General features: G+C 58.6%; 18 protein-coding genes and 2 tRNA genes. 8 read left to right on the top strand and 12 right to left on the bottom strand.

Annotated features, from left to right (window positions below):
* Nucleotides 1–200 precede the first annotated feature (200 nt).
* The 5 genes from P0O24_RS10605 to P0O24_RS10585 form a co-directional block, all read right to left on the bottom strand.
* Nucleotides 201–1,946 (bottom strand): ABC transporter ATP-binding protein, encoded by a 1,746-nt coding sequence (locus tag P0O24_RS10605; protein WP_316969727.1) that lies wholly within the window; start codon nt 1,944–1,946, stop codon nt 201–203.
* A gap of 2 nt (nt 1,947–1,948) precedes the next feature.
* On the bottom strand, nt 1,949–2,812 hold the full coding sequence (locus P0O24_RS10600) for an ABC transporter permease (protein ID WP_316969726.1): 864 nt from the start codon (nt 2,810–2,812) through the stop codon (nt 1,949–1,951).
* A complete protein-coding gene (locus P0O24_RS10595; protein WP_316969725.1) occupies nt 2,802–3,878 on the bottom strand; it encodes an ABC transporter permease in 1,077 nt (358 codons plus the stop codon). The genes P0O24_RS10600 and P0O24_RS10595 overlap by 11 nt, the downstream gene beginning before the upstream one ends.
* 508 nt (nt 3,879–4,386) lie before the next feature.
* Nucleotides 4,387–4,461: transfer RNA gene (locus tag P0O24_RS10590), tRNA-Glu, on the bottom strand.
* A 47-nt stretch (nt 4,462–4,508) separates the two neighbouring features.
* Entirely contained in the window at nt 4,509–5,330 is an 822-nt protein-coding gene (locus P0O24_RS10585) for an endonuclease III domain-containing protein (protein ID WP_316969724.1), read from the bottom strand.
* Between the two features lie 63 nt (nt 5,331–5,393).
* Here P0O24_RS10585 and P0O24_RS10580 point away from each other — a divergent pair, with 63 nt between their 5' ends.
* Together P0O24_RS10580 and P0O24_RS10575 are read left to right on the top strand one after the other, a co-directional pair.
* Nucleotides 5,394–5,549 (top strand): hypothetical protein, encoded by a 156-nt coding sequence (locus P0O24_RS10580; protein ID WP_316969723.1) that lies wholly within the window; start codon nt 5,394–5,396, stop codon nt 5,547–5,549.
* Between the two features lie 23 nt (nt 5,550–5,572).
* Complete coding sequence (locus tag P0O24_RS10575) at nt 5,573–6,850, top strand: MgtC/SapB family protein (RefSeq protein WP_316969722.1); 1,278 nt, start codon at nt 5,573–5,575, stop codon at nt 6,848–6,850.
* Nucleotides 6,851–6,917: 67 nt separating this feature from the next.
* On the opposite strand, the gene P0O24_RS10570 is transcribed toward P0O24_RS10575, so the two are convergent.
* From P0O24_RS10570 to P0O24_RS10560, 3 genes are all read right to left on the bottom strand, one after another.
* Nucleotides 6,918–7,226, bottom strand: coding sequence for a hypothetical protein (locus tag P0O24_RS10570; RefSeq protein WP_316969721.1), 309 nt, complete (start codon nt 7,224–7,226; stop codon nt 6,918–6,920).
* A 213-nt stretch (nt 7,227–7,439) separates the two neighbouring features.
* Nucleotides 7,440–8,255 (bottom strand): NAD(+)/NADH kinase, encoded by an 816-nt coding sequence (locus P0O24_RS10565; protein WP_316969720.1) that lies wholly within the window; start codon nt 8,253–8,255, stop codon nt 7,440–7,442.
* Nucleotides 8,242–9,081: a bifunctional fructose-bisphosphatase/inositol-phosphate phosphatase gene (locus P0O24_RS10560; protein WP_316969719.1), complete on the bottom strand. Its 840-nt coding sequence runs from the start codon at nt 9,079–9,081 to the stop codon at nt 8,242–8,244. The genes P0O24_RS10565 and P0O24_RS10560 overlap by 14 nt, the downstream gene beginning before the upstream one ends.
* A 328-nt stretch (nt 9,082–9,409) precedes the next feature.
* On the opposite strand from P0O24_RS10560, the gene P0O24_RS10555 reads away from it, so the two are divergent.
* Nucleotides 9,410–10,936, top strand: coding sequence for a sodium:solute symporter family protein (locus tag P0O24_RS10555; protein WP_394356772.1), 1,527 nt, complete (start codon nt 9,410–9,412; stop codon nt 10,934–10,936).
* Between the two features lie 84 nt (nt 10,937–11,020).
* Nucleotides 11,021–11,094 (top strand) — tRNA-Val (locus P0O24_RS10550).
* An 18-nt stretch (nt 11,095–11,112) separates the two neighbouring features.
* Here the strand turns inward: P0O24_RS10550 and P0O24_RS10545 are convergent.
* Both P0O24_RS10545 and P0O24_RS10540 read right to left on the bottom strand, forming a co-directional pair.
* Complete coding sequence (locus P0O24_RS10545; protein ID WP_316969717.1) at nt 11,113–11,259, bottom strand: hypothetical protein; 147 nt, start codon at nt 11,257–11,259, stop codon at nt 11,113–11,115.
* Nucleotides 11,256–11,453 carry a hypothetical protein gene (locus tag P0O24_RS10540; protein WP_316969716.1) on the bottom strand — a complete coding sequence of 66 codons (198 nt, stop codon included), beginning with the start codon at nt 11,451–11,453 and terminating at the stop codon, nt 11,256–11,258. The genes P0O24_RS10545 and P0O24_RS10540 overlap by 4 nt, the downstream gene beginning before the upstream one ends.
* Here P0O24_RS10540 and P0O24_RS10535 point away from each other — a divergent pair.
* The 4 genes from P0O24_RS10535 to P0O24_RS10520 all read left to right on the top strand — a co-directional run bounded on the left by P0O24_RS10535 (nt 11,434) and on the right by P0O24_RS10520 (nt 18,750).
* Nucleotides 11,434–15,549: an Eco57I restriction-modification methylase domain-containing protein gene (locus tag P0O24_RS10535; protein ID WP_316969715.1), complete on the top strand. Its 4,116-nt coding sequence runs from the start codon at nt 11,434–11,436 to the stop codon at nt 15,547–15,549. The genes P0O24_RS10540 and P0O24_RS10535 overlap by 20 nt on opposite strands.
* A 358-nt stretch (nt 15,550–15,907) precedes the next feature.
* Nucleotides 15,908–16,123, top strand: coding sequence for a type II toxin-antitoxin system HicB family antitoxin (locus P0O24_RS10530; RefSeq protein ID WP_316969714.1), 216 nt, complete (start codon nt 15,908–15,910; stop codon nt 16,121–16,123).
* A gap of 217 nt (nt 16,124–16,340) precedes the next feature.
* Nucleotides 16,341–16,925 carry a hypothetical protein gene (locus P0O24_RS10525; RefSeq protein ID WP_316969713.1) on the top strand — a complete coding sequence of 195 codons (585 nt, stop codon included), beginning with the start codon at nt 16,341–16,343 and terminating at the stop codon, nt 16,923–16,925.
* Between the two features lie 616 nt (nt 16,926–17,541).
* Nucleotides 17,542–18,750: a metallophosphoesterase gene (locus tag P0O24_RS10520; protein WP_316969712.1), complete on the top strand. Its 1,209-nt coding sequence runs from the start codon at nt 17,542–17,544 to the stop codon at nt 18,748–18,750.
* A 71-nt stretch (nt 18,751–18,821) separates the two neighbouring features.
* On the opposite strand, the gene P0O24_RS10515 is transcribed toward P0O24_RS10520, so the two are convergent.
* Complete coding sequence (locus P0O24_RS10515) at nt 18,822–19,010, bottom strand: hypothetical protein (protein WP_316969711.1); 189 nt, start codon at nt 19,008–19,010, stop codon at nt 18,822–18,824.
* Between the two features lie 21 nt (nt 19,011–19,031).
* On the bottom strand, nt 19,032–19,205 hold the full coding sequence (locus tag P0O24_RS12560) for a type II toxin-antitoxin system PemK/MazF family toxin (protein WP_394356771.1): 174 nt from the start codon (nt 19,203–19,205) through the stop codon (nt 19,032–19,034).
* Nucleotides 19,206–19,331 lie beyond the last annotated feature (126 nt).

Here is a 19,331-nt window from a genome sequence, read left to right as displayed (position 1 = left end):
ACATTCTCTCCACAGGGATGGAACAGCCCGTAGCGCCCATAGAGTCAAAACCTCTACATCACGTTTCTGTGATGCAAGTCTTGGCGATGAAGTGGGAAGCCCTACCCTTTAGGGTAGGGTAGTTCACGGCGTTTGGGGTTTTTGGGATCTTCAGGCTCGTTGGGTCCTTGGGGATTTTTGGGTCCTTGGAGGTTTTCGGATCAAAGCTCCCTAGCCCGGAGGGGGAGGAGCGGCTCCGAAATGGCCCAGGCCCCGCCTCCGCCCCCCCTCGTCCCTCTCTCCTCCTTCGCAGGGGCCAGGTCGGGGGCGACCTCCAGAAGCCTCATGGTGTAGGGGTGGACGGGGCTCGACGTTACCTCGCTCGTCGGCCCCTCCTCGACGATCTTTCCATCGAGCATCACCGCCATCCTGTCGCTCACCTTCCTTGCGAGGGCGATGTCGTGGGTTATGAAGAGGATGGCAAGCCCCCTCTTCTCCTGGAGGTTCAAGAGGAGCTTGAGGATCTTCGCCTGGACGGAGGCGTCCAGGGCCGAGGTCGGCTCGTCGGCGATGAGGAGCTTGGGGTTGAGGACGAGGGCTCTGGCGATCGCCACCCTCTGGGCCTCGCCGCCGCTGATCTGGTGGGGGTACTTTCCCAAGAAGGCGTCGTCGGAGGATAGCTCCACCTCCTCGAGGACTCGTTTGACGAGGGCGACCCTCTCCGCGGAGCTGCCCGCCTTCTGGATCGCCAGGGGCTCGCTGACGGCATCGAAGACGTCCATCCGGTGGCTGATGGACTCCTTGGGGTTCTGGTAGATCATCTGGACCTTTCTGTAGAAATCCCGGTCCCTCCTGACCAGGGGGGTCCCCTCCAGCCGGATCTCCCCCTCCTGGTGACTGAAGAGGCCGATGACGGTCTTGGCGAGGGTCGTCTTGCCGGAGCCGCTCTCGCCGACGAGGGCGATCGTCTCCCCCTCGTAGAGGGTGAGGTCGACGCCGTCGACGGCGACGAACTTCCCGAACTTCGTTTTAATTTTCGAGAGCTCCAGGAGGGGGACGATCCCGCCCCGGTGGCAGGCGATAGATCTGTCGCCGACCCCCAAAAGAGGGGGTACCTCCTTATTGCATATATCGATCCTCTGGGTGCACCTCTCGCTGAAGGGGCAGCCGCAGACGCCGTGGACCATCCTCCCCGGTATCCCCTGGAGGTCCTTTGTGGTGGTCATGTTGGGTGACGACCTGATGAGCCCCCGGGTGTAGGGGTGGCGGGGGTTCTCCAGAAGGTCGCAGGTATCGCCGATCTCGACGATCCTCCCGGCGTAGAGGACCGCCATCCTCTCCGTCAGCCTCGCAGCGGCAGACAGGTCGTGGGTTATGACGAGGCTGACCTTCCCCACCATCCTCTCCAGCAGGAGCTTTGTGATCTCCGCCTTCGTAACGGCGTCCAGGGAAGCCGTCGGCTCGTCGAGGATCAGGACCTGAGGATCGTTTGCGAGAGCCATGGCGATGAGGGCCCTCTGCTTCTCCCCACCGCTCAGCTGGTGGGGGTATGACCCGCCCTTCAAATCTTCCAGTCCCACGGATCCCAGGAGGCGACCGATCCGGCCCCCGATGTCGCCGGGGTGCCTTCGATCCCGGTGGGCAGAGATCGCTTCACCGATCTGGTCGGAGACGGTCATCAGGGGGTCGAGGGCGTCCTCGACGTTCTGAAAGACCATGGCCATATCCCTCCCCCGCATCTTCCGCCGCTCCCGGTCGTCGAGGGCCGTGATATCCACCCCATCCAGGAGGACCCTCCCCGTGACCTTCCCGTCCAATAGACCCATCAGGGCGAGGCCCAGGGTGGTTTTTCCGGCCCCCGACTCCCCTATGATGGCGATGGAGTCGCCCCGGGAAAGGTCGAGGTCGATCCCTGCGAGGATCTCGGCGCCTTCATAAGACGCCTTCAGGTCAGAGATTTCAAACATCGTCAGATCCCTCCATCATGCCCCTTCTCCCTCTCTCGAAGCCTCGGGTCCAGGGCCGACTCCAGGGCGAAGCCGATGAAACTGAGGCCTATGAGGGTGATGGATAGGGCGATCCCCGTAGGGAGGAGCCACCACTTCCAGACCTCCAGGTATGTGAAGACCCTGGCGTACTGCATCATCTTTCCCCAGCTCATCATCGAGGGGTCGGATATCCCGAGGAACGATAGACCGGCCTCCATGAAGACCGCCCTCCTGGCGTCCTGGATCATCGTCGCCACCAGGACGGGTCCCAGGTCGGGGATGATGTGGTGCAAGAGGATGTGAGACGGTCCGGCCCCGAAGGTCCTGGAGGCGGAGACGTGCATCCTCTCTTTGAGGGTGAGGGTCTGGGCCCTGATCACCCTCGCCCCCCCGGGCCAGGAGAGGGCGGATAGGAGGAGGATCATAAAAAAAACGTTCGGCCGCAGGTACGCCGCCACCAGGATTATGACGATGACGTCGGGGATGGCCACGGTGGCGTCGACGACCCTCATCCAGAACCGGTCGTATAGGCCGCCGAAGATCGCCGCCGTCCCCCCTATGAGGACGCTGATGAAGCCCGAGAGGAGGGCGACCCCGAAGGCGACGGATAGTGAGGTTCTGGCGCCGTAGAGGAGCTGGGTCCAGATGTCCTGACGGGCGTCGTTAGTCCCCAGCCAGTGATCCTCCGAGGGGCGGCTGAAGGCTGGGGTGCTGGTATTCTCTCGTGGAGCATAAGGGGTGAGGATGGGGGCGAAGATGGCGAGGAGGACCATCGCCCCGATGAGAAGGAGCCCCGCCCTTCCGAGGTTGCTCCCTGCGACCTCGCGCCAGACGCTAACGTGCATGGCTCACCCTCGGATCCAGCCTTGAATAGAGGAGGTCTACCAGGAGGTTTCCCACCAGAACGACGACTGTCACCATCAGAAGTATCCCCTGGATGAGGGGGTAGTCCCTGGTGAGCAGGGAGTTATAGAGGAGCGATCCGACGCCGGGATAGGAGAATACGATCTCGACGAAGAGGGCTCCTGTGACCATCTGGGGGATCGAGAGGCCTGTGGCCGTCACCACCGGGAGGAGGGAGTTTCTCCCCGCGTGTCTGTACTTGATTTGTCCCTCGGAGCAGCCCTTCGCCTTGGCGGCGAGTATGAAGTTCTCCTTGAGGGTGGTGATCATGGTATTTCTGGTGAGAAGGTAAGCCGAGGTGACCCTCACCAGGACGAGGGCCGCCAGGGGCGCCAGGAGGTGGTGGAGGATGTCGAGGGCGAGGGGGAGACCCGATAGGCCGCTGTAAGGGGTGAGGGCCCCGGATAAGGGGATGAGCCCCAAGACCACCCCGAAGACCAGGAGGAGGACGATCCCCATGAAGAAGTCGGGAAAGCCGTTGAGGAACATGAGGCCTGCGAGGAGGGCCTTGTCGAGGCGCCTACCCCGACGGTAGCCGGACTCGACCCCCAGAAAGAGGCCCAGAAGGGTGGATAGAACGAGGGCCGACCCCGTCAAGAGGAGGGTCCAGGGGAGGAAGTCCAGTATCACCGCGAGGACCGGCTGGTTGTAGTAGTAGGAGTGGCCCAGGTCGCCTCCCGCGAGGGCCAGGATGTACGCCACAAACTGCTGGCCCATCGACTGGTCGAGGGCGAGCCTCTCGACGAGCTGTGCCTTAAGCTGGGGGGTCATGGCCAGGAGCGCCTCCTCGCCGTATATCGCCTGGAAGGGGTCTCCGGGCATCAACCTGGGGAGGGTGAAGTTGAGGACGAGGATGAGGGCGAAGGCGATGGCGTAGTTGGTGAAGAAGGAGGCGCGCCGGAGGAGGGCTCCCGCTATCGCCGTAACCCTCTGATTCTTCAACCCCCCCATGGGGCTTTCCAGGGAGCGTTTATAGAGGTCCTCCATCGAAAGATCCGCCCCGGCCATCTCATCACGGTCGCCTTAATAAATTCTGTTTAATATTACACTCAATTTCTCAAGGGTTTAACTGATCTGGTCATTGTTTATGAAACTTTCCCAGATCGTATGCAAATAAGACAATCTATCCGATGTTCCATAACACAGAATCCGCCAAGATTGGGCACTATCTAGAAATAGAGTGATACTCAGCTTTCGGGAACAAAATACCGTTTTTCCCCATCTTCGGGCGAACGCTGGAAGTTCATGATATCAATCTCCTCAGGGATTAGCCCCGCTGGTAGGACGACGGAAAGAAGTCGCTGGGACGGCAGAAGGCATCCGTCTATCTTTTATGGTCCTTGTTTAAATCAGATTAGCTATTTATGATGAAGGTTCCGCCGCCACCCGGCCCCAGGCCATGGAGGTTCGTAGGCAGTCGATCTTTTGCAGCTTGAGGGAGACGATCCCGGAGCAGCTGCAGGAGATGGCGAGGATCAATTGTACATGACAAAGTTATGATAAGAGAAATGAGAAATGCTCCGGTGGGGATTTGAACCCCAGTCGCGGGAGTGAGAGTCCCGCATGATTGGCCGAGCTACACTACCGGAGCGCCGGTGCCCCTCCCTTTGAGGTGCCCTTCGGTTGGCGTTATACCATTTAACCCTTTTGCCCCCCTATGCCGGCGCTGGGGCATATCTCCCCGAGGACGCAGCCGGCGCAAGCGGGAGACCGGGCCTTGCAGACCGCCCTGCCGTGCCTGATGAGGTTGACGTGAAAGGAGCAGTACTTGTCTACCGGCGTCATCGCCTCCAGGATCTCCTCCGCCTCCCCGATGGACGCCGCCTCCGGAACGAAGCCGAGCCTTCTGGAGAGGCGGTTGACGTGGGTGTCCACCGGGATGAGGGGCATATTGAAGCCGAAGAGGAGGACTACGGCGGCGGTCTTCGGCCCCACCCCCGGGAGGGCGAGGAGGTAATCTCGCGCCGCCTTTGGGTCGAGGTCCTTCAGGAAGTCGAGGTCGATCCTCCCGGCCGCCCCTCCCGATCCTCCTGGTCCACCTGCACCTACTGGCCTTCCTGGTCCTGCGCCATCCCCGGAATCGGCCTTCTGACCCCCCTTCGCCACATCGTCACCGACTTTCCGCCCCCTTATCATCTCCAGCGCCTCTTTGATCCTCCGGGCCTTGATCGCGGCGAGCCCCCCGCACCTTATCGATCGGGCGACATCCTCGTCGGGGGCGTCCAGGAGCGCCTGATAGTCGGGGTATCTTCTCTTGAGGCTCTCGAAGGCCCGGTGGGTGTTAGCCGAGGTGGTGTTCTGGGATAGGATCGTCTGGACGAGAATGTCTACGGGACCGAGCCCCCGCCTCTTGGGGACCCCGTAGACCCTCTCCAGAAGGGCTATGCACCTTCGGAGGCGGTGGAGGGTCATCTCCCGCGGCTCTGTAGAAGACTCCATTTTGGGATCGATCGATGGCATCCTACCCTTCCATCCCCTTCAACGATCAATAACCTGACGCTCTGGCGGCGGTACGTCGGGACGATGATGGAATGGGAAGACGTCGGGACGATGATGGAATGGGAAGACGTCGGGACGATGATGAAATGGGGGGGCGGGTCGGCGGCGAGGATATGCCGGGCTGGAGAGGATTTTACCGGTCGGTTCCTCCTCCTGGGGCTTCATGGAAAAAATTATTAGCCGATAGGGGTTAGGATGTAGCGATGGACTTCGGCTATCTGAACCTGGAGGGGATTGCCTTCAGCGACCTCTACCCCTTCCTCATATCGATCCTGATAGGAGCCCTCATCGGGACCGAGCGGGAGCGGGACCTCCTGGAGAAGAAGAAGCGCGGTGTGGCGGGACTCCGGACCTTCATACTGATCTCGGTGTTGGGCACCCTCTCCGCCCAGATGGCGGCTCTTTACGGCAGCGGCTTCATGATCGTCGCCATCGCCAGCTTCGCCCTCATGGTGGCGATCGGCTACGCCGCCAGCGCGACGAACCTGGGGAGGCTCGACTTCACATCGGAGGTGGCGGCGGTGATAGCCTTCATCCTCGGAGCCCTCTGCCACTCCCCCGAGACGGTGATGCTCGCCATCGCCCTCGCCATCCTGGGGACGGCGATCCTGGCGGCTAAGAAGACGGCTCACAGGTACGTCGAGAAGATCAAGGAGGAGGAGCTACTGGACACCCTGAAGATGGGGACGATAGCCCTCGTGATCCTCCCCCTCCTCCCCAACGTCCCCATAGACCCCTTCGAGGTATTGAACCCCCGGAACATCTGGATGATGGTCGTCCTCGTCAGCCTCATAGGATACGTCGGCTACGTCATGATCAGGATCTTCGGGACGGAGAGGGGGCTATCGATCACCGGCGCCCTGGGGGGGCTCGTCTCCAGCACCGCCGTCGCCACCACCATGGCGGCGGAGGCGAGGGCTCACCGAGAGGTCGTCCCCTCGGCGGTCTTCGCCGTCACCATCGCCAGCTGCACCATGTTCCCCCGGATCCTCCTGGAGGTCTTCGTCGTCAATAGAGATCTCTTCGTCCCCCTCCTCGCCCCCATGATCAGCATGACCGCCGTCGGGGTGTTCATGGCCCTCCTCCTCTATCGGAAGGGAGAGACGATAGAGACGGATGTCAACCTCTCCGACCCCTTCAGGCTCACCCCCGCCCTCAAGTTCGGGGCCTTCTTCGCCTTCGTCCTCCTGGTATCAAAGCTCGCCAGCATCGGCTTTGGCGACGCCGGAACCTACGCCGCGAGCCTCGTGGCGGGGCTGGCGGACGTCGATGCCATAACCCTCTCTCTTGCCACCCTCGCCAGGACATCCCAGCTGGATGAGGGGGTAGCGGTGGCGGCGATAACCCTCGCCGCCATCACCAACACCCTGGTGAAGCTCCTCATAACCTTCATCCTGGGCTCAAAGGAGTTCGGGGTCCGGGTCGCCATGATATTCGTCCCCATCATCGCCGTGGGGCTCATCGCGATAATCCTCTTTTAGGATGAGGGTCCCCCCCCCGTCCCTGGCAGATGAAAGGGTTCCCAGAGGATGAGAGGACCCCAGGGGATCAAAGGCGGCTAATATCTATCGCCGACCCTGAGGCTCTGAAGTATCCCGAGACGGTGCAGACGCAGTCCTCAGGACCCGGCTGGTCGAACCGATCGCAAGGGGTCCCCCGGTAGCAGGGTAGGTCGTGGATGGTGCATACGGCGAGATCCCCGAGATATGCGAGATGGGGGCATTTTTCGCCCATGGGCTTTCTGATCATGGAGTTTCGGTCCTGGAGGTCGATGGTCCCATCTGGCCCTATCGATCTGGGGTTTATTATCATCACATCGAGGCGATGGCAGCAGAAGCCGCACCTTTGGCAGATCATAATCAGGGCTCCAGTTACAGGGCAGATCTCTTATGAACCCATCCCCAGAGAAGAGAGACGGTATAGATCAAAATGGCGAGAGGATCTCCCGGCCTTGCAGACCCTGGAGGGCACGCTTTCACCGCTGGGCGATGAAGCCCGTCATCGCAGCCACATCCCTCAGAACTCTTCTCCCGAATGAAGATGATTATGGGAAGGCTGGGGCCATCAGGCTCAGGCGAGCTTGCTCTTCACCTTCTCATAGAAGCCCCCCTCCCGGGCCTTGACGAACCGGGCGGGCTTCTCGGCCCTGCTGATGGTGAGATGATCTCTCTTGGAGATGGTGGCGACGTTCTGGCCGTCGATGACGACGAGGGCCTGCTTCTCGGGGAGCTCCAGATCGACCCTTATCACCGACTCTGCGGGGAGGACCCAAGGGCGGGCCGAGAGCTTGAAGGGGGCGAGGGGGACGAGGACGATGGCGTCCAACCTCGGATCGACTATGGGGCCCCCGGCGGACATGGCGTAGGCGGTGGAGCCTGTGGAGGTGGCAAAGAGGAGGCCGTCGGCCCGGAGGTCCTCCAGAAGGGAGTCGTCGACGGTGATCTCAAACTCCAGCATCTTGGCGGGGCTCGCCGAGAGGAGGGCGATCTCGTTGGTCGCCGGAGGGAGGGGGACGCCGTTGAGGTGGGTCGCCAGGCGGCTTCTCTCCATCACCTCGAAGCCGAAGATCACCCGTTCCAGGGTCTTGACGGCGTCCTTAGGCTCGACGTCCACGAGGAAGCCCAGGGTCCCCATATTGATCCCTAGGACGGGCTTAGGGTCTTCCATCCTCCGGATCGTCCTCAGGATCGTCCCGTCCCCCCCAACGGAGACTATGAAGTCGACGTCCATATCCTCGATCTTCGTCTCGGCGAGCCCCAGCTTCTTGGCCACCTCCGGCTCCAGGAAGATCTCGGCCCTGGACCGGAACCTCTCTACGAGGTTTCTGACCATCTTCACCGCCTCGGGGTCGCCCCTCGATACGAAACCGATCCTAACGGTCGCCACCCCCCAAGAGGTCCAGGATCTCTCGATGGAAGAGGCCGTTGGTCGCTATGAACTCGGCCTTCTGCCACATGTCGCCGTTGAAGGCTATCCTCTCGCCCCGTCCGTCGGTGACGACCCCCCCCGCCTCCTCGACGATGATGGACCCTGCGGCGACGTCGACCAGCCGCAGCCCGCCCCGGAGGTCGACGAATCCGTCGAGCTTCCCTGCGGCGACGAGGCATAGCTCCAGAGACGTGGAACCCAGAGTCCTGATCCGCCGGACGGCGTCCCCCAGGGGTACGATCCTTCCCGTATGAGGGCGGAGGGTGTAGGCGGAGACGGAGTAGTTGTGGAGGGCGGGGGCGGCGGAGACAGAAAGCCCCCTCCTCTCGCCCCCGATCTCCGTCCAGGCCCCCCGACCCCGCTCAGCGTAGAACCTGACGGAATGGGCGAGGTCACAGACGTAGCCGAAGCCGGAGGTGGGTCCGCTGATGTAGATCGATACCGAATAGAAGGGGATGCCTGCGATGGCGTTGAACGTCCCGTCGAGGGGGTCGAGGTGGAGGAAGTAGCTCGGGTTCTTCCCGATCTCCTTTCTCCCCAGCTCTTCGGAGAGGATGGCGAAACCGACCCCGGACCGCTCCAGGGTGCCCAAGACCGCCTCCTCGGCGAGGCCGTCGATCTCCTTGGTGGGGGTGCCGTCGGCACCCATATGCATCACCCGGCCGCCGGCGGGGTCTCCCACCATCCCCTTTATCGATTCAAAGACCGCCTCGGCGGCGGAATCGCAGATATCCTTGAGCCGCAGCCCCTCGGCGGAGAGCCCCATCTCGACCCGTTCGTTCATCCGGGGATACCACGACGAGATCTCTTATAAAAGTCGCCCTCGCGGCCGACGGCCTTGAGATCTTGCCGACGTTAAATTTAAACCTGATATAATGCAACACGCTATCACGTCGCAGGTGAAACGCGTTACCATATCGCGCGCACATTTCACCGCCCCGGCACATATGTACAAGATCGATCAATGATGTCAAACATTCAGCGGAGGAAGTTAATTTGTTCGGATTGCCCTTTGATACATTCTTCCTGGTCATCGCCACGCCGGCGCTGATCATCCTGGTGCTCCTATTCTGGGCGCTGAGGTGGTGAAGGTTTTGGATTTCAACATCGAGATGGCGGCGATCGTCGCCGTCTACTTCCTGGGGCTATTGGCCGTCGGAGCCTGGGCCTCTAAGAGGGTCAAGACCTCTGAAGATTACTTCCTGGCGGGCAGGAGCCTGGGCTTCTGGGTCTTCACGATACTGATCGTCGCCTCGATCTGCAGCGGGATGACGATCCTGGGGACGAGCGGCCTTGGGTACATCACCGGCTGGCCGACGATCTGGGAGCAAGTATTCGTCCCCCTGAGCGCCGCCGTCTGCATCCTCCTCTTCGGAACGAAGCTCCACGCCATAGGGTCGCAGCGGGGGTACCTGACGGTCCAGGATTACTTCTCCGACCGGTTCTACAGCCAGAACGGGATCCGGGGGCTCTCGGCGATCACGGGGATCCTCGTCTCCCTGATCTACATGGTGGGGCAGTTTGTGGCCATCAGCATGGTATTGAGCTGGCTCTTCGGGATATCGTACCATTCGGCGCTTCTGATCTCGGCACTCATCGTCAGCGCATACGTCATCATGGGGGGGCTTTACGCCGTCGCCTGGTCGAACCTGATCCAGGGGCTCCTGCTGATAGCCGGGGTCCTGATCGTCGCCCCCATGGTGATCAGCTCGGCAGGGGGGCTCTCTTACATAAACGAGGTCCTCGCCGGGATCGACCCCAACTTCGTCCAGCCGTGGTTCCCGTCCTGGTATCCGGGGGAAGCGGGCCCGTACGCCGGGTACGCCTTCGCCACGCCCCTCTTCCTGGTATCCTTCTTCTTCCTCCTATCCTTCGGCCTCGCCAGCGCCCCCCACGTCATCAACAACGTATTCGCGGCGAAGGACGCGCGTTACTTTAAATGGGCGCCCCTCGCAGCGTTCTCGATATACGTCGTCATAATGTACCTGATAAAGATCACCGGGTTTGCGGGGAGGGTCCTTACGACAGAAGGAGAGATCTCCCTTCCTTCCGGGGTGTCAAACCCCGCGGATTACGTCTTCATCCTGGGGGCTGAGCACGCCTTCCCCAGCATCATAAGCGTCTTCATAGGGGTGATCATCCTCGCGGCGGTGATGTCCACCACCGACCGGCTGATGCTGACCATCGGGACGTACTTCGGGTGGGACGTCTACAAGAGGTTCCTGCGCCCCGACGCCCCCGACCGGATGGTCACCCTGGTGAGCAGGATGACGGTGGCGGCGGCGGCGGCTCTCACCCTCCTCCTCGCCTGGAAGAACCCCCCCGCCCTTCTTGCCTGGCTGATATGGATGGGGATCGGCCTCATGCTCGCCTGCTATGTGGCGCCGCTCCTCGCGGGGCTTTACTGGAGGCGGGCTACGAGGGAGGGGGCGATCTTCTCCATGGTCCTGGGGCTCCTCGCCGCCGGGTTTGCGGGCTACTGGCACCAGTTCGTCCAGCCGCTGCCGGTCCACTTCAGCCTCTTCGGCTTCGTCCTCTCCATCGGAGCCATCGTCGTCGTCAGCCTTGCGACGTCGAAGCCCTCCGAGAAGGTCCTCGACGAGACGATGACCGGCTTTTACATCCGGAAGAGGCGGTGACGGTAAGCCCCATCGCAAGAGGCCGCGGAAGAGCGGCCCTGAGCGATAGGGTCTAATATAACGAGGGATAAGGGAGGGGCCGGTGGGCCCGTGGTCTAGGTGGTTATGACATCGCCCTTACACGGCGGGGATCACGCGTTCGAATCGCGTCGGGCCCATCGCCCCTCGTTCATATTTTAGCTTTTTTTCGACCAATAGCTCCATGATAGGCCGCTGGCCGCCAGAAGATCCCGCCCTGCGAAGCCCTTCGTCTTCTTCGTCCTCTTCGTCCTCTTCTTCCCTTCTTCATCTGAACTGCCCCGCCCTCTGAATCCCTTCTTCACCTGAAACCCCTCCGCTCCCGCTTGTGACTCAGGACCATATGCCTGACCTCCTCGCCTCTGAACCCCTTCTTCACCTGAACCCCTCCCCTCCCTCTCCCCGGACCGGGATCTCGCCGGGGGATTTTTCCGTCGACAGATTTATCGGCCTTGGGACCGTCAGGAGGTCCGATCCCCATGGCGAGGCGACCCTTCAATAACAGAAACCTCTTCTCAAACCACTATCTGGATAACCAGATCAGGTCCGCCCCCGAATGGGCCCGGTCCGATCACGAAGCCGCCTTCCTGGATTTGAAGCGGATCTACCAGCGGGAGGCTGCCTTCGTCGGGGGCCTCAGCGAGTCGCAGCTGGAGGCGCGGCTCCTGCGGCAGGTCTTCGCCGTCATCCTTCCGGAGTACGAGGTCCAGGGGGCGACGAGGTCCCGGGAGTTTCCCGACTACGCCTTCTTCCCCGACCGGGAAGCCCAAGATCGAGCCCAGGCGAATAAGGATACCGACTCCTTCTTCAAGGGCGCTTTTGCCATCGGCGAGGTGAAGAGATGGGACACGGAGCTGGACAGGTTCGGAAGAGACCGGCAGGACAAGAGGCGTAACCCCTCCTTTCAGATCTGGCTCTACCTCCAGGAGACAGAGCCTGGCTGGGGGATCCTGACCAACGGCGAGAGGTGGCGGCTCTACCGGCAGGAGAGGCCCCTGGACGTCTACTACGAGGTGGACCTTCCGGCGATCCTCGCCGGAGGCGACGATGAGGCCTTCCGGTACTTCTACTACTTCTTCAGAAAAGAGGCCTTCCTCCCAAACGAGAGGGGGGAGGTATTCCTCGAGGAGGTCCTCCGGGGGTCGGCCAATTACGCTAGAGAGATCGGGGAGAACCTGAAGGAGAACGTCTACCGGGCGATGAAGGTCCTCGCCGACGGGTTCATCCGCTGGCCGGAGAACCGCCTCGATCCGGGCGACCCGCAGACGAGGGTCCGGGTCCAGAGGAGCACCATGATCCTCCTCTACCGTTTCCTCTTCCTCCTCTACGCCGAGGGAAAGGAGCTTCTCGACCTCAGAGACGAAAGGTACGCCTCCTCCTACAGCTTCGACCGGATCAAAAAGGAGGTGGCCCTCCGCCAGGACGGCCCCGCTGCCCAGGGCTTTCTCCCCATCAAAAGGTCGCTGTGGTCGGACCTCTCCGACCTCTTTCGGCTGATCGACCGGGGTAGCGAGAGGCTCGGGATCGGGGGGCTGATCGACGTTCCCGCCTACAACGGAGGGCTATTCGATCCCGAGAGGCACCCGGACCTCTCGGAGTGGACGGTCGGCGACTCCTATCTCGCCGAGGCGATCGACCTTCTCTCCCGGTCGGAGGCGGGGTCTGGGTCTGGGTCGGGCTCATCCGGTGGAGGGAGGGGCGGGGGCAGAAAGAAGGACGAAGACGGAGAAGCGGGCGGCGACGCCGGCGCCGGTGGCGCAGGGAAGGGGTTTGTCGACTACTCGACCCTGGAGATCAGACACCTCGGCTCGATCTACGAGGGGCTTTTAGAGTACAGCCTGGCGATCGCCGGGGAGGATCTCGTCGTCTCCGGCGGCAAGGACCGCCGCTGGCTCAGCCTAGCCGAGTACAACCACGGCAAGAAGAAGCAGAAACGTTTCGAGGAGTTTTCCGAGTTTGACCGGGCGCGGGCCGGCGAGCTATACCTCACCGGCGACCGGGGCGAGAGGAAGGCGACGGGCTCCTACTACACCCCCGACTACATCGTCGACTACATCGTCGAGAAGACGGTGGGGCCGGTCGTCGATGAAAAGTGGAAGGAGGCCCTCTCCAAAAATGAGAGCCTCATCGAGGCGACCCTCTCGGTGAAGGTCCTCGACCCGGCGATGGGCTCGGGCCACTTCCTCGTCGGCGCCGTCGAATACCTGGCAGGAAAGCTCCTCCAGGCCGCAGAGCGGGATATCGAGTGGGGGTGGGTCGAGGACCAGGGGCAGTTCACATCCGAGTGGGCGAAGAGGGAGGCGGTCTCCCACTCGATCTACGGCGTCGACCTGAACGAGCTGGCCGTCGAGCTTGCCAAGGTCTCCCTGTGGCTCGTCACCATCGCAAAAGAGAAGCCCCTCTCCTTCCTCGACCACCGGCTCAAGCAGGGCAACAGCCTAGTCGGCGCCCGCCTCTCGGACCTGATGAACTATCCGGGCGCCGCCGGGGCCGAGAGGGACCAGGCGACGCTGCCCTCCTTCGTCTCGCCCCTCTTCATCCGTCACCTCATCGGCAAGATAAGGGAACTGGAGGAGATCGGCGACGACTCCCTCTCCGATATCAAGAGGAAGGAGGAGGTCTTCGAGGAGTTTCGAAGCCTTCCCGAGTACACCAAGGCGAAAGCTATCGCCAACGTCCATACCGCCGTCTACTTCGGCGGCGGGGCGGAGGCGAGGGCGACGCCGCAGGGGACCAAGGACGCCGACCAGGTCTACCACGACCTCTTCTGGGCGGTCGGCGGCGACGAGGGCGAGTGGCGGCGCAAGACCTCCCCCGGATGGTTCCGGGCCGCCCAGGAGACGGCCAGGGAGAAGAGCTTCTTTCACTGGGAGCTGGAGTTTCCCGAGGTCTTCTTTGCGGGCGGCGCCGTCAAGGATAATCCCGGCTGGGACGCGGTGGTGGGAAATCCGCCCTACGTCCGCCAGGAGGGGCTCGGGGAGTTCAAGGGGTACTTTGCGGAGAAGTACAGGGCTTATCACGGCGTCGCCGACCTCTACGTCTACTTCGTCGAGCTGGGTGCAAGCCTCCTCCAGAAAGAGGGGTTCTTCTCCTACATCCTCGCAAACAAGTGGATGAGGGCGAACTATGGCGAGCCCCTCCGGCGGTGGATAAAGGAGCGGTGCATCGACGAGATCGTCGACTTCGGGGACCTGCCCGTATTCCCGGAGGCGACGACCTACCCCTGCATCCTGCGGCTCTGCGGCGGTCAGGCGAGGCCGAGCTTCCGGGCCGCAGAGGTAGAGTCCCTCGACTTCGGTCGCCTGAAGGATTACGTCGAGGATCACGCCTACTCCGTCAGCCTTTCAGGCTTAGACGACTCCGGCTGGTCACTGGTCGACGAGTCTGTCCAGAGGCTCCTCGAGAAGCTCCGCCGGGCGGGGACGCCCCTGGGCGAGTACGTCAACGGCAAGATATACTACGGGATCAAGACCGGCCTCAACGAGGCCTTCGTGATTGACGGGGAGACCCGAGCCCGGCTGATAGCCGAAGATCCGAAGAGCGCGGAGCTGATCAAGCCCTTCCTCGCCGGGCGGGATATCAAGAGGTATGAGCCTCAGGTGAGCGATAATTACTTGATTCTGGTTCCGAACGGATGGACTAATTCCAGCAGATCAGAAACGGATGATCCTTGGAGCTATTTTGAAAAACGATACCCAGCAATCGCGTCTCATCTGGCGCAATTCTCTCTCGCCGCTCAAAAACGGTACGATAAAGGCGATTACTGGTGGGAGCTTAGAGCTTGTGATTACTACGAAGAGTTCGAAAGGCCGAAGATCATATTTCCAGACATATCTCAACGTAGTAATTTTGCATTTGACCGGATAGGTGGATATTATTCCGCTAATACAACATATATCATACCATCTAACAACAAGTACCTCTTCAGCCTCCTGAATTCATCGCTTTCGACTTTTTATTATAAAAATTTGTTATCTGAATATCGTGGTGGATACCTGCGATTTTTTACACAATATTTGGAGCAAATCCCCATCCGCCGCATCTCCTTCTCCACCCCCGAGGCCGACCGCCGCCGCCTGGCGGAGGAGCTGGCGGGCCTCTGCGCCGCCGGCCGGTTCGAGGAGGTGCTGGAGTCGGTCGACGGTTGCCTGCCGAAAGACGCCTCGGGCGAGTTCATCGCCGAGGGCGAGAGGTCCGACGTCGTCCACGACCTGCTGGCACACTTAGCCGAGGAGATGATCCGGATGAACAAGGAGGAGCAGGAGGAGATCCGGGGTTTCCTCGCGTGGCTCTCGGATTTTATCGGCGCCAGGATCGACGACCTCTCGAACAAGACGAAGGTTTCCGCCTACTACGAGATCGAGTTCTCCGAGCTTCTCGCGATCCTCAAGAAGAACAAGAAGAAGCTCGCCTGTGACCCCGGCCGCCGGGCCTTCGGCGAGGACCTGCGGCGGGAGCATTCGGCGTCGGTGGAGAAGCTCGCGCCGCTCTTGTTGCGGATCGGAGAGACCGACCGGCTCATCGATGCCATCGTCTATCGGCTCTACGGGCTCACCGCCGAGGAGGTCGCGATCGTCGCGGGGAGCCTCCCGTGATCATTCTCCTGTGAGGGGAGATAGTATAGGGCCCTTGAAGGCCGATAAATAAATATGAGTAGTGAGGCCTGTAGTCGGCCGCATAGGGAGCAGGTCAGATTGAAAAAGAGCAAAGCGATTAAACAAATTAACAGGTGGAGGGAAAGCCGTACAGATGTGCGTTTTAATGACCTCTTGCAAGTCGCGATAGCTTTTGGTTTTGAATTCAAAGGCATGAAGGGTAGTCACGTGGTCTATTCGAGGCGTGATTTAGACGAGATTTTGACCTTCCAGAGCGTGAATGGCAAAGCAAAGCCTTATCAAGTTAAACAATTGATAGATTTAATCGACAGATACAACCTCACCGAGGACGAGCCCGATGTATAAAATAAACGTCTTTTATAGTATCGAGGACGAAGGGTACATCGCTACAGTACCTGAGTTGCCGGGCTGTTCTTCTTTTGGGCAGACCCGAGAGGAAGCCCTGGAGGAGATAGAAGTGGCAAAAAATCTGTGGCTCTCCGCCGCGGCGGCTGAAGGCAGAACTGTGCCGGTTCCCCATGAAAGCAGCGTAGGCCGCCGACTGACGGTTTGAGTGGCGAAGTTCTGCCCTTTTCATTGTCAAGGAAATCCCGGCGGCGGGCTTATATCGGACTTATTTTTATAGATGTCGCGGCGGCTTATGACGACGCGAGAAGCGCCATCTGACTGAATCGATAGCGTTCGGTGACCATCCGTCGGATGAGCATATTTTCGGGCTGCCAACCGATGGGAACGGGCGACGGGATGGATATAGTTATATAAATATATTTATGCAAGGCTGCGGAATCGACGGGGAGACAAAAGAGGTGGTCTGTCGCGAGGCCGACCGCCGCCGGCTGACGGAGGAGCTATCGGGCCTCTGCGCCGCCGGCCGGTTCGATGAAGTCCTGGAGGCGGTCGACGGCTGCCTGCCGATGGACACTGCGGGCGAGTTCGTCCCCAAGGGCGAGAGGTCCGACGTCGTCTGCGACCTGCTGGCGCACCTGGCCGAGGAGATGATCCGGATGAACAAGGAGAAGCAGGAGGAGATCCGGGGCTTTCTCGCGTGGCTGGAGGAGTTCTGTGGCGCCAGGATCGACGACCTCTCGAACAAGACGAAAGTTTTCGCCTACTACGAGATCGAGTTCTCCGAGCTTCTAGCGGTCCTGAAGAAGAACAAGCGGAAGCTCGCCTGTGATCCCGGCCGCCGGGCCTTCTCCGAGGACCTGCGTCGGGAATACTCGGCCTCGATGGAGAAGCTCGCGCCGCTCTTGTTGCGGATCGGGGAGGTCGACCGGCTCATCGATGCGATCGTCTACCGGCTCTACGGGCTCACCGCCGAGGAGGTCGAGATCGTCGCGGGGAGCCTCTCGTGATCTTCTTTTGTCCTGGGTCAGGTGGCGGAGGGGGGGTCTTCTGGGGGCCTCGCGGGTGGCACGCGCCGCCCGGCGCTGCGGCGCCGGGCGGGACGGACGACGGGATCGAGAGATGGGGGGAGGAGGAAGGCGCGGGGGCGGTCGGACAAAATTGATGGAATGGCTGGCAAGATTGCCCTTGATAACGATCGCGCAGTCTTGATATGTTAATTTGGAACTGCCATACCTGAAAATAGATTCCGACTACAACGGAGACGTATATGATATCCGTACAACTGCTGAGATCGGATTTAATGTAGATAAGTCAAACTGGCGGCGGCGCACCCCGCAGCAAGCTGCGGGGCATGATTCGCGCCGCCGCCTTTGTATCTTGATTTATAGGTCGCCCCCCCATCATGTTTAACAATTCTGTTACATAAAATTATCTTTGAATGTGAGACCACAGCAATTGTTTTTCGGTTATATGCTCATCCCCGCAGCAGAGCTGCGGGGTATTCGATAAAAATAAATTAATTTCACTCAGAACGTACACAAATTCGAGATATTCAGGAGTGCATTTCAATTGAGGCATGCCAAAAATTATTTATAATAGAGTTCACAATAAAATGTTGGTATTATGGCATCAGCTAATCAGAAGCAAATTAGAGATCCGATCATAGTTATCTCTGATGTACATCTGGGTAGCTGCGATTCAGATTATAGGGCCTTTAGGGAATTTATAGATTTTCTGAATAAAATAAAAGGTGAAGGTTGTCTGGTAAAAGACAGTACAAAAAAGATTTATAGTCCGGGCACAATCATATTTCTCGGAGATATTCTTGAATTTTGGAAACCAGCGGGATCTGATAGAAACTATATTATAGAGTGCATCTTGCCGCCGCTTTCAGCTTTATGCAATCTTAACTGCGATATTATTTATGTTACAGGAAATCACGATGAAGATTTATGGGATATAAAATATATTTGGGGAAATGTAAATAAAATGTGCAAAAATAATGGCAATAATGACAAACCAAATAAAGGCGTCAAATTTCCCCATGATAGAGATACTTATATTAAGATATTTGAAAGGACGTATCCAGAACGCAGCTCAAATGAGAAAAAAGATGGCGAGAAAATTGATATTAAAGGCATAGAAATTGGAGATAATAATAAATATATATTCATACATGGCCATCAATTTGACAAATGGCAAGTAACCTATAGAATTAGTAGAGGGATCGAAAAATTCGGAAAATTCTGTGGGATGAATGGTTCGTATCGATTCGATCCCATAGATTATCTGCAAGATCTAGCAAATTCATCCTTTTCTAAGAGAGTAGTAAAGAGTAGAATGGAGACGATGATATTCATAATTGTTGTTATTTTATATTTAGTATTAACAATTTTCTATGTAAAAGCCAATAAAACTCCTATATGGAGCTTTGTTGGTATTGGTTGGATGCTAGCGTCTTCTTTTATCGCTGTAACTGTTATCCCGAAGATTGCTGCATATCTATTTCCACGAATCTGGGATACAATAATTAAAAAATTTATTAAACATAAATCAGTTGAACAAGTAATAACCAACTATTACAAGCATGACAAAGGGAAAAATTTGGATGCTGATGTTATTGTCTTCGGGCATACACATAACCCTGGTCAATTTTCTATTAAAAATAAGCATACGGGTAAAGATCAATTATTCATTAATACAGGTTGCTGGGTAAAAGAAAAAGAATGCGATATAAATAAACTAAATACTTTTCTTTATATAGATAAGAAAGGACACCATTTGCTTAAATGGGATATGGAATCGAAGGATATAAGCTACATAAAGAAATAATATAAATATTTTATAAATATTAGAATTTTCTCATACTGGGAGGATTATCCGAGTAGTCTTCAGAAAATTATCTAATGTGAATCTGCTTGATCCGCCGCATCTCCTTCTCCACCCCCGAGGCCGACCGCCGCCGCTTGGGGGAGGAGCTGGCGGGCCTTTGCGCCGCCGGGCGGTCGGACGCCGGGATCGAGAGATGGGAGGAGGAAGGCAGGGAGGGCGCGGGGGCGGCTGTGGGGGCGTTTTATAAATCCAGAGATCAACTACGGGGTCTGAGATCCGCGTTACAGTCTGTAAATCTCAGAGAACTTTATGTTGATCTCCCGCTTTAAATCGTCGCCGATCTCCCCCAGCTCGCCGTAGATAAGAGACTTGTCTATCGTCGTGATCTTGTCGAGCTTTATGACCGAGGTGGTCTTTAGCCCCGTTTCGTCGAAGGACGGGATCTGGGCGTTTATCCGTCGTTCCGCACTAACGGTCTAATTTCCAAACATTTTCCCTATAATTTATAGCAAAGATTTATTAAATATCCCGTTATATGCGTTTTTTTAGGGGTAGCATCTATGGAGATAAGAACTCTTCCA

This window comes from Candidatus Methanocrinis alkalitolerans (genome assembly GCF_029167205.1).
Classification (GTDB): domain Archaea; phylum Halobacteriota; class Methanosarcinia; order Methanotrichales; family Methanotrichaceae; genus Methanocrinis; species Methanocrinis alkalitolerans.
Note: the sequence above shows the minus strand (reverse complement) of the source record. Positions and strands in the feature narration are given on the sequence as shown.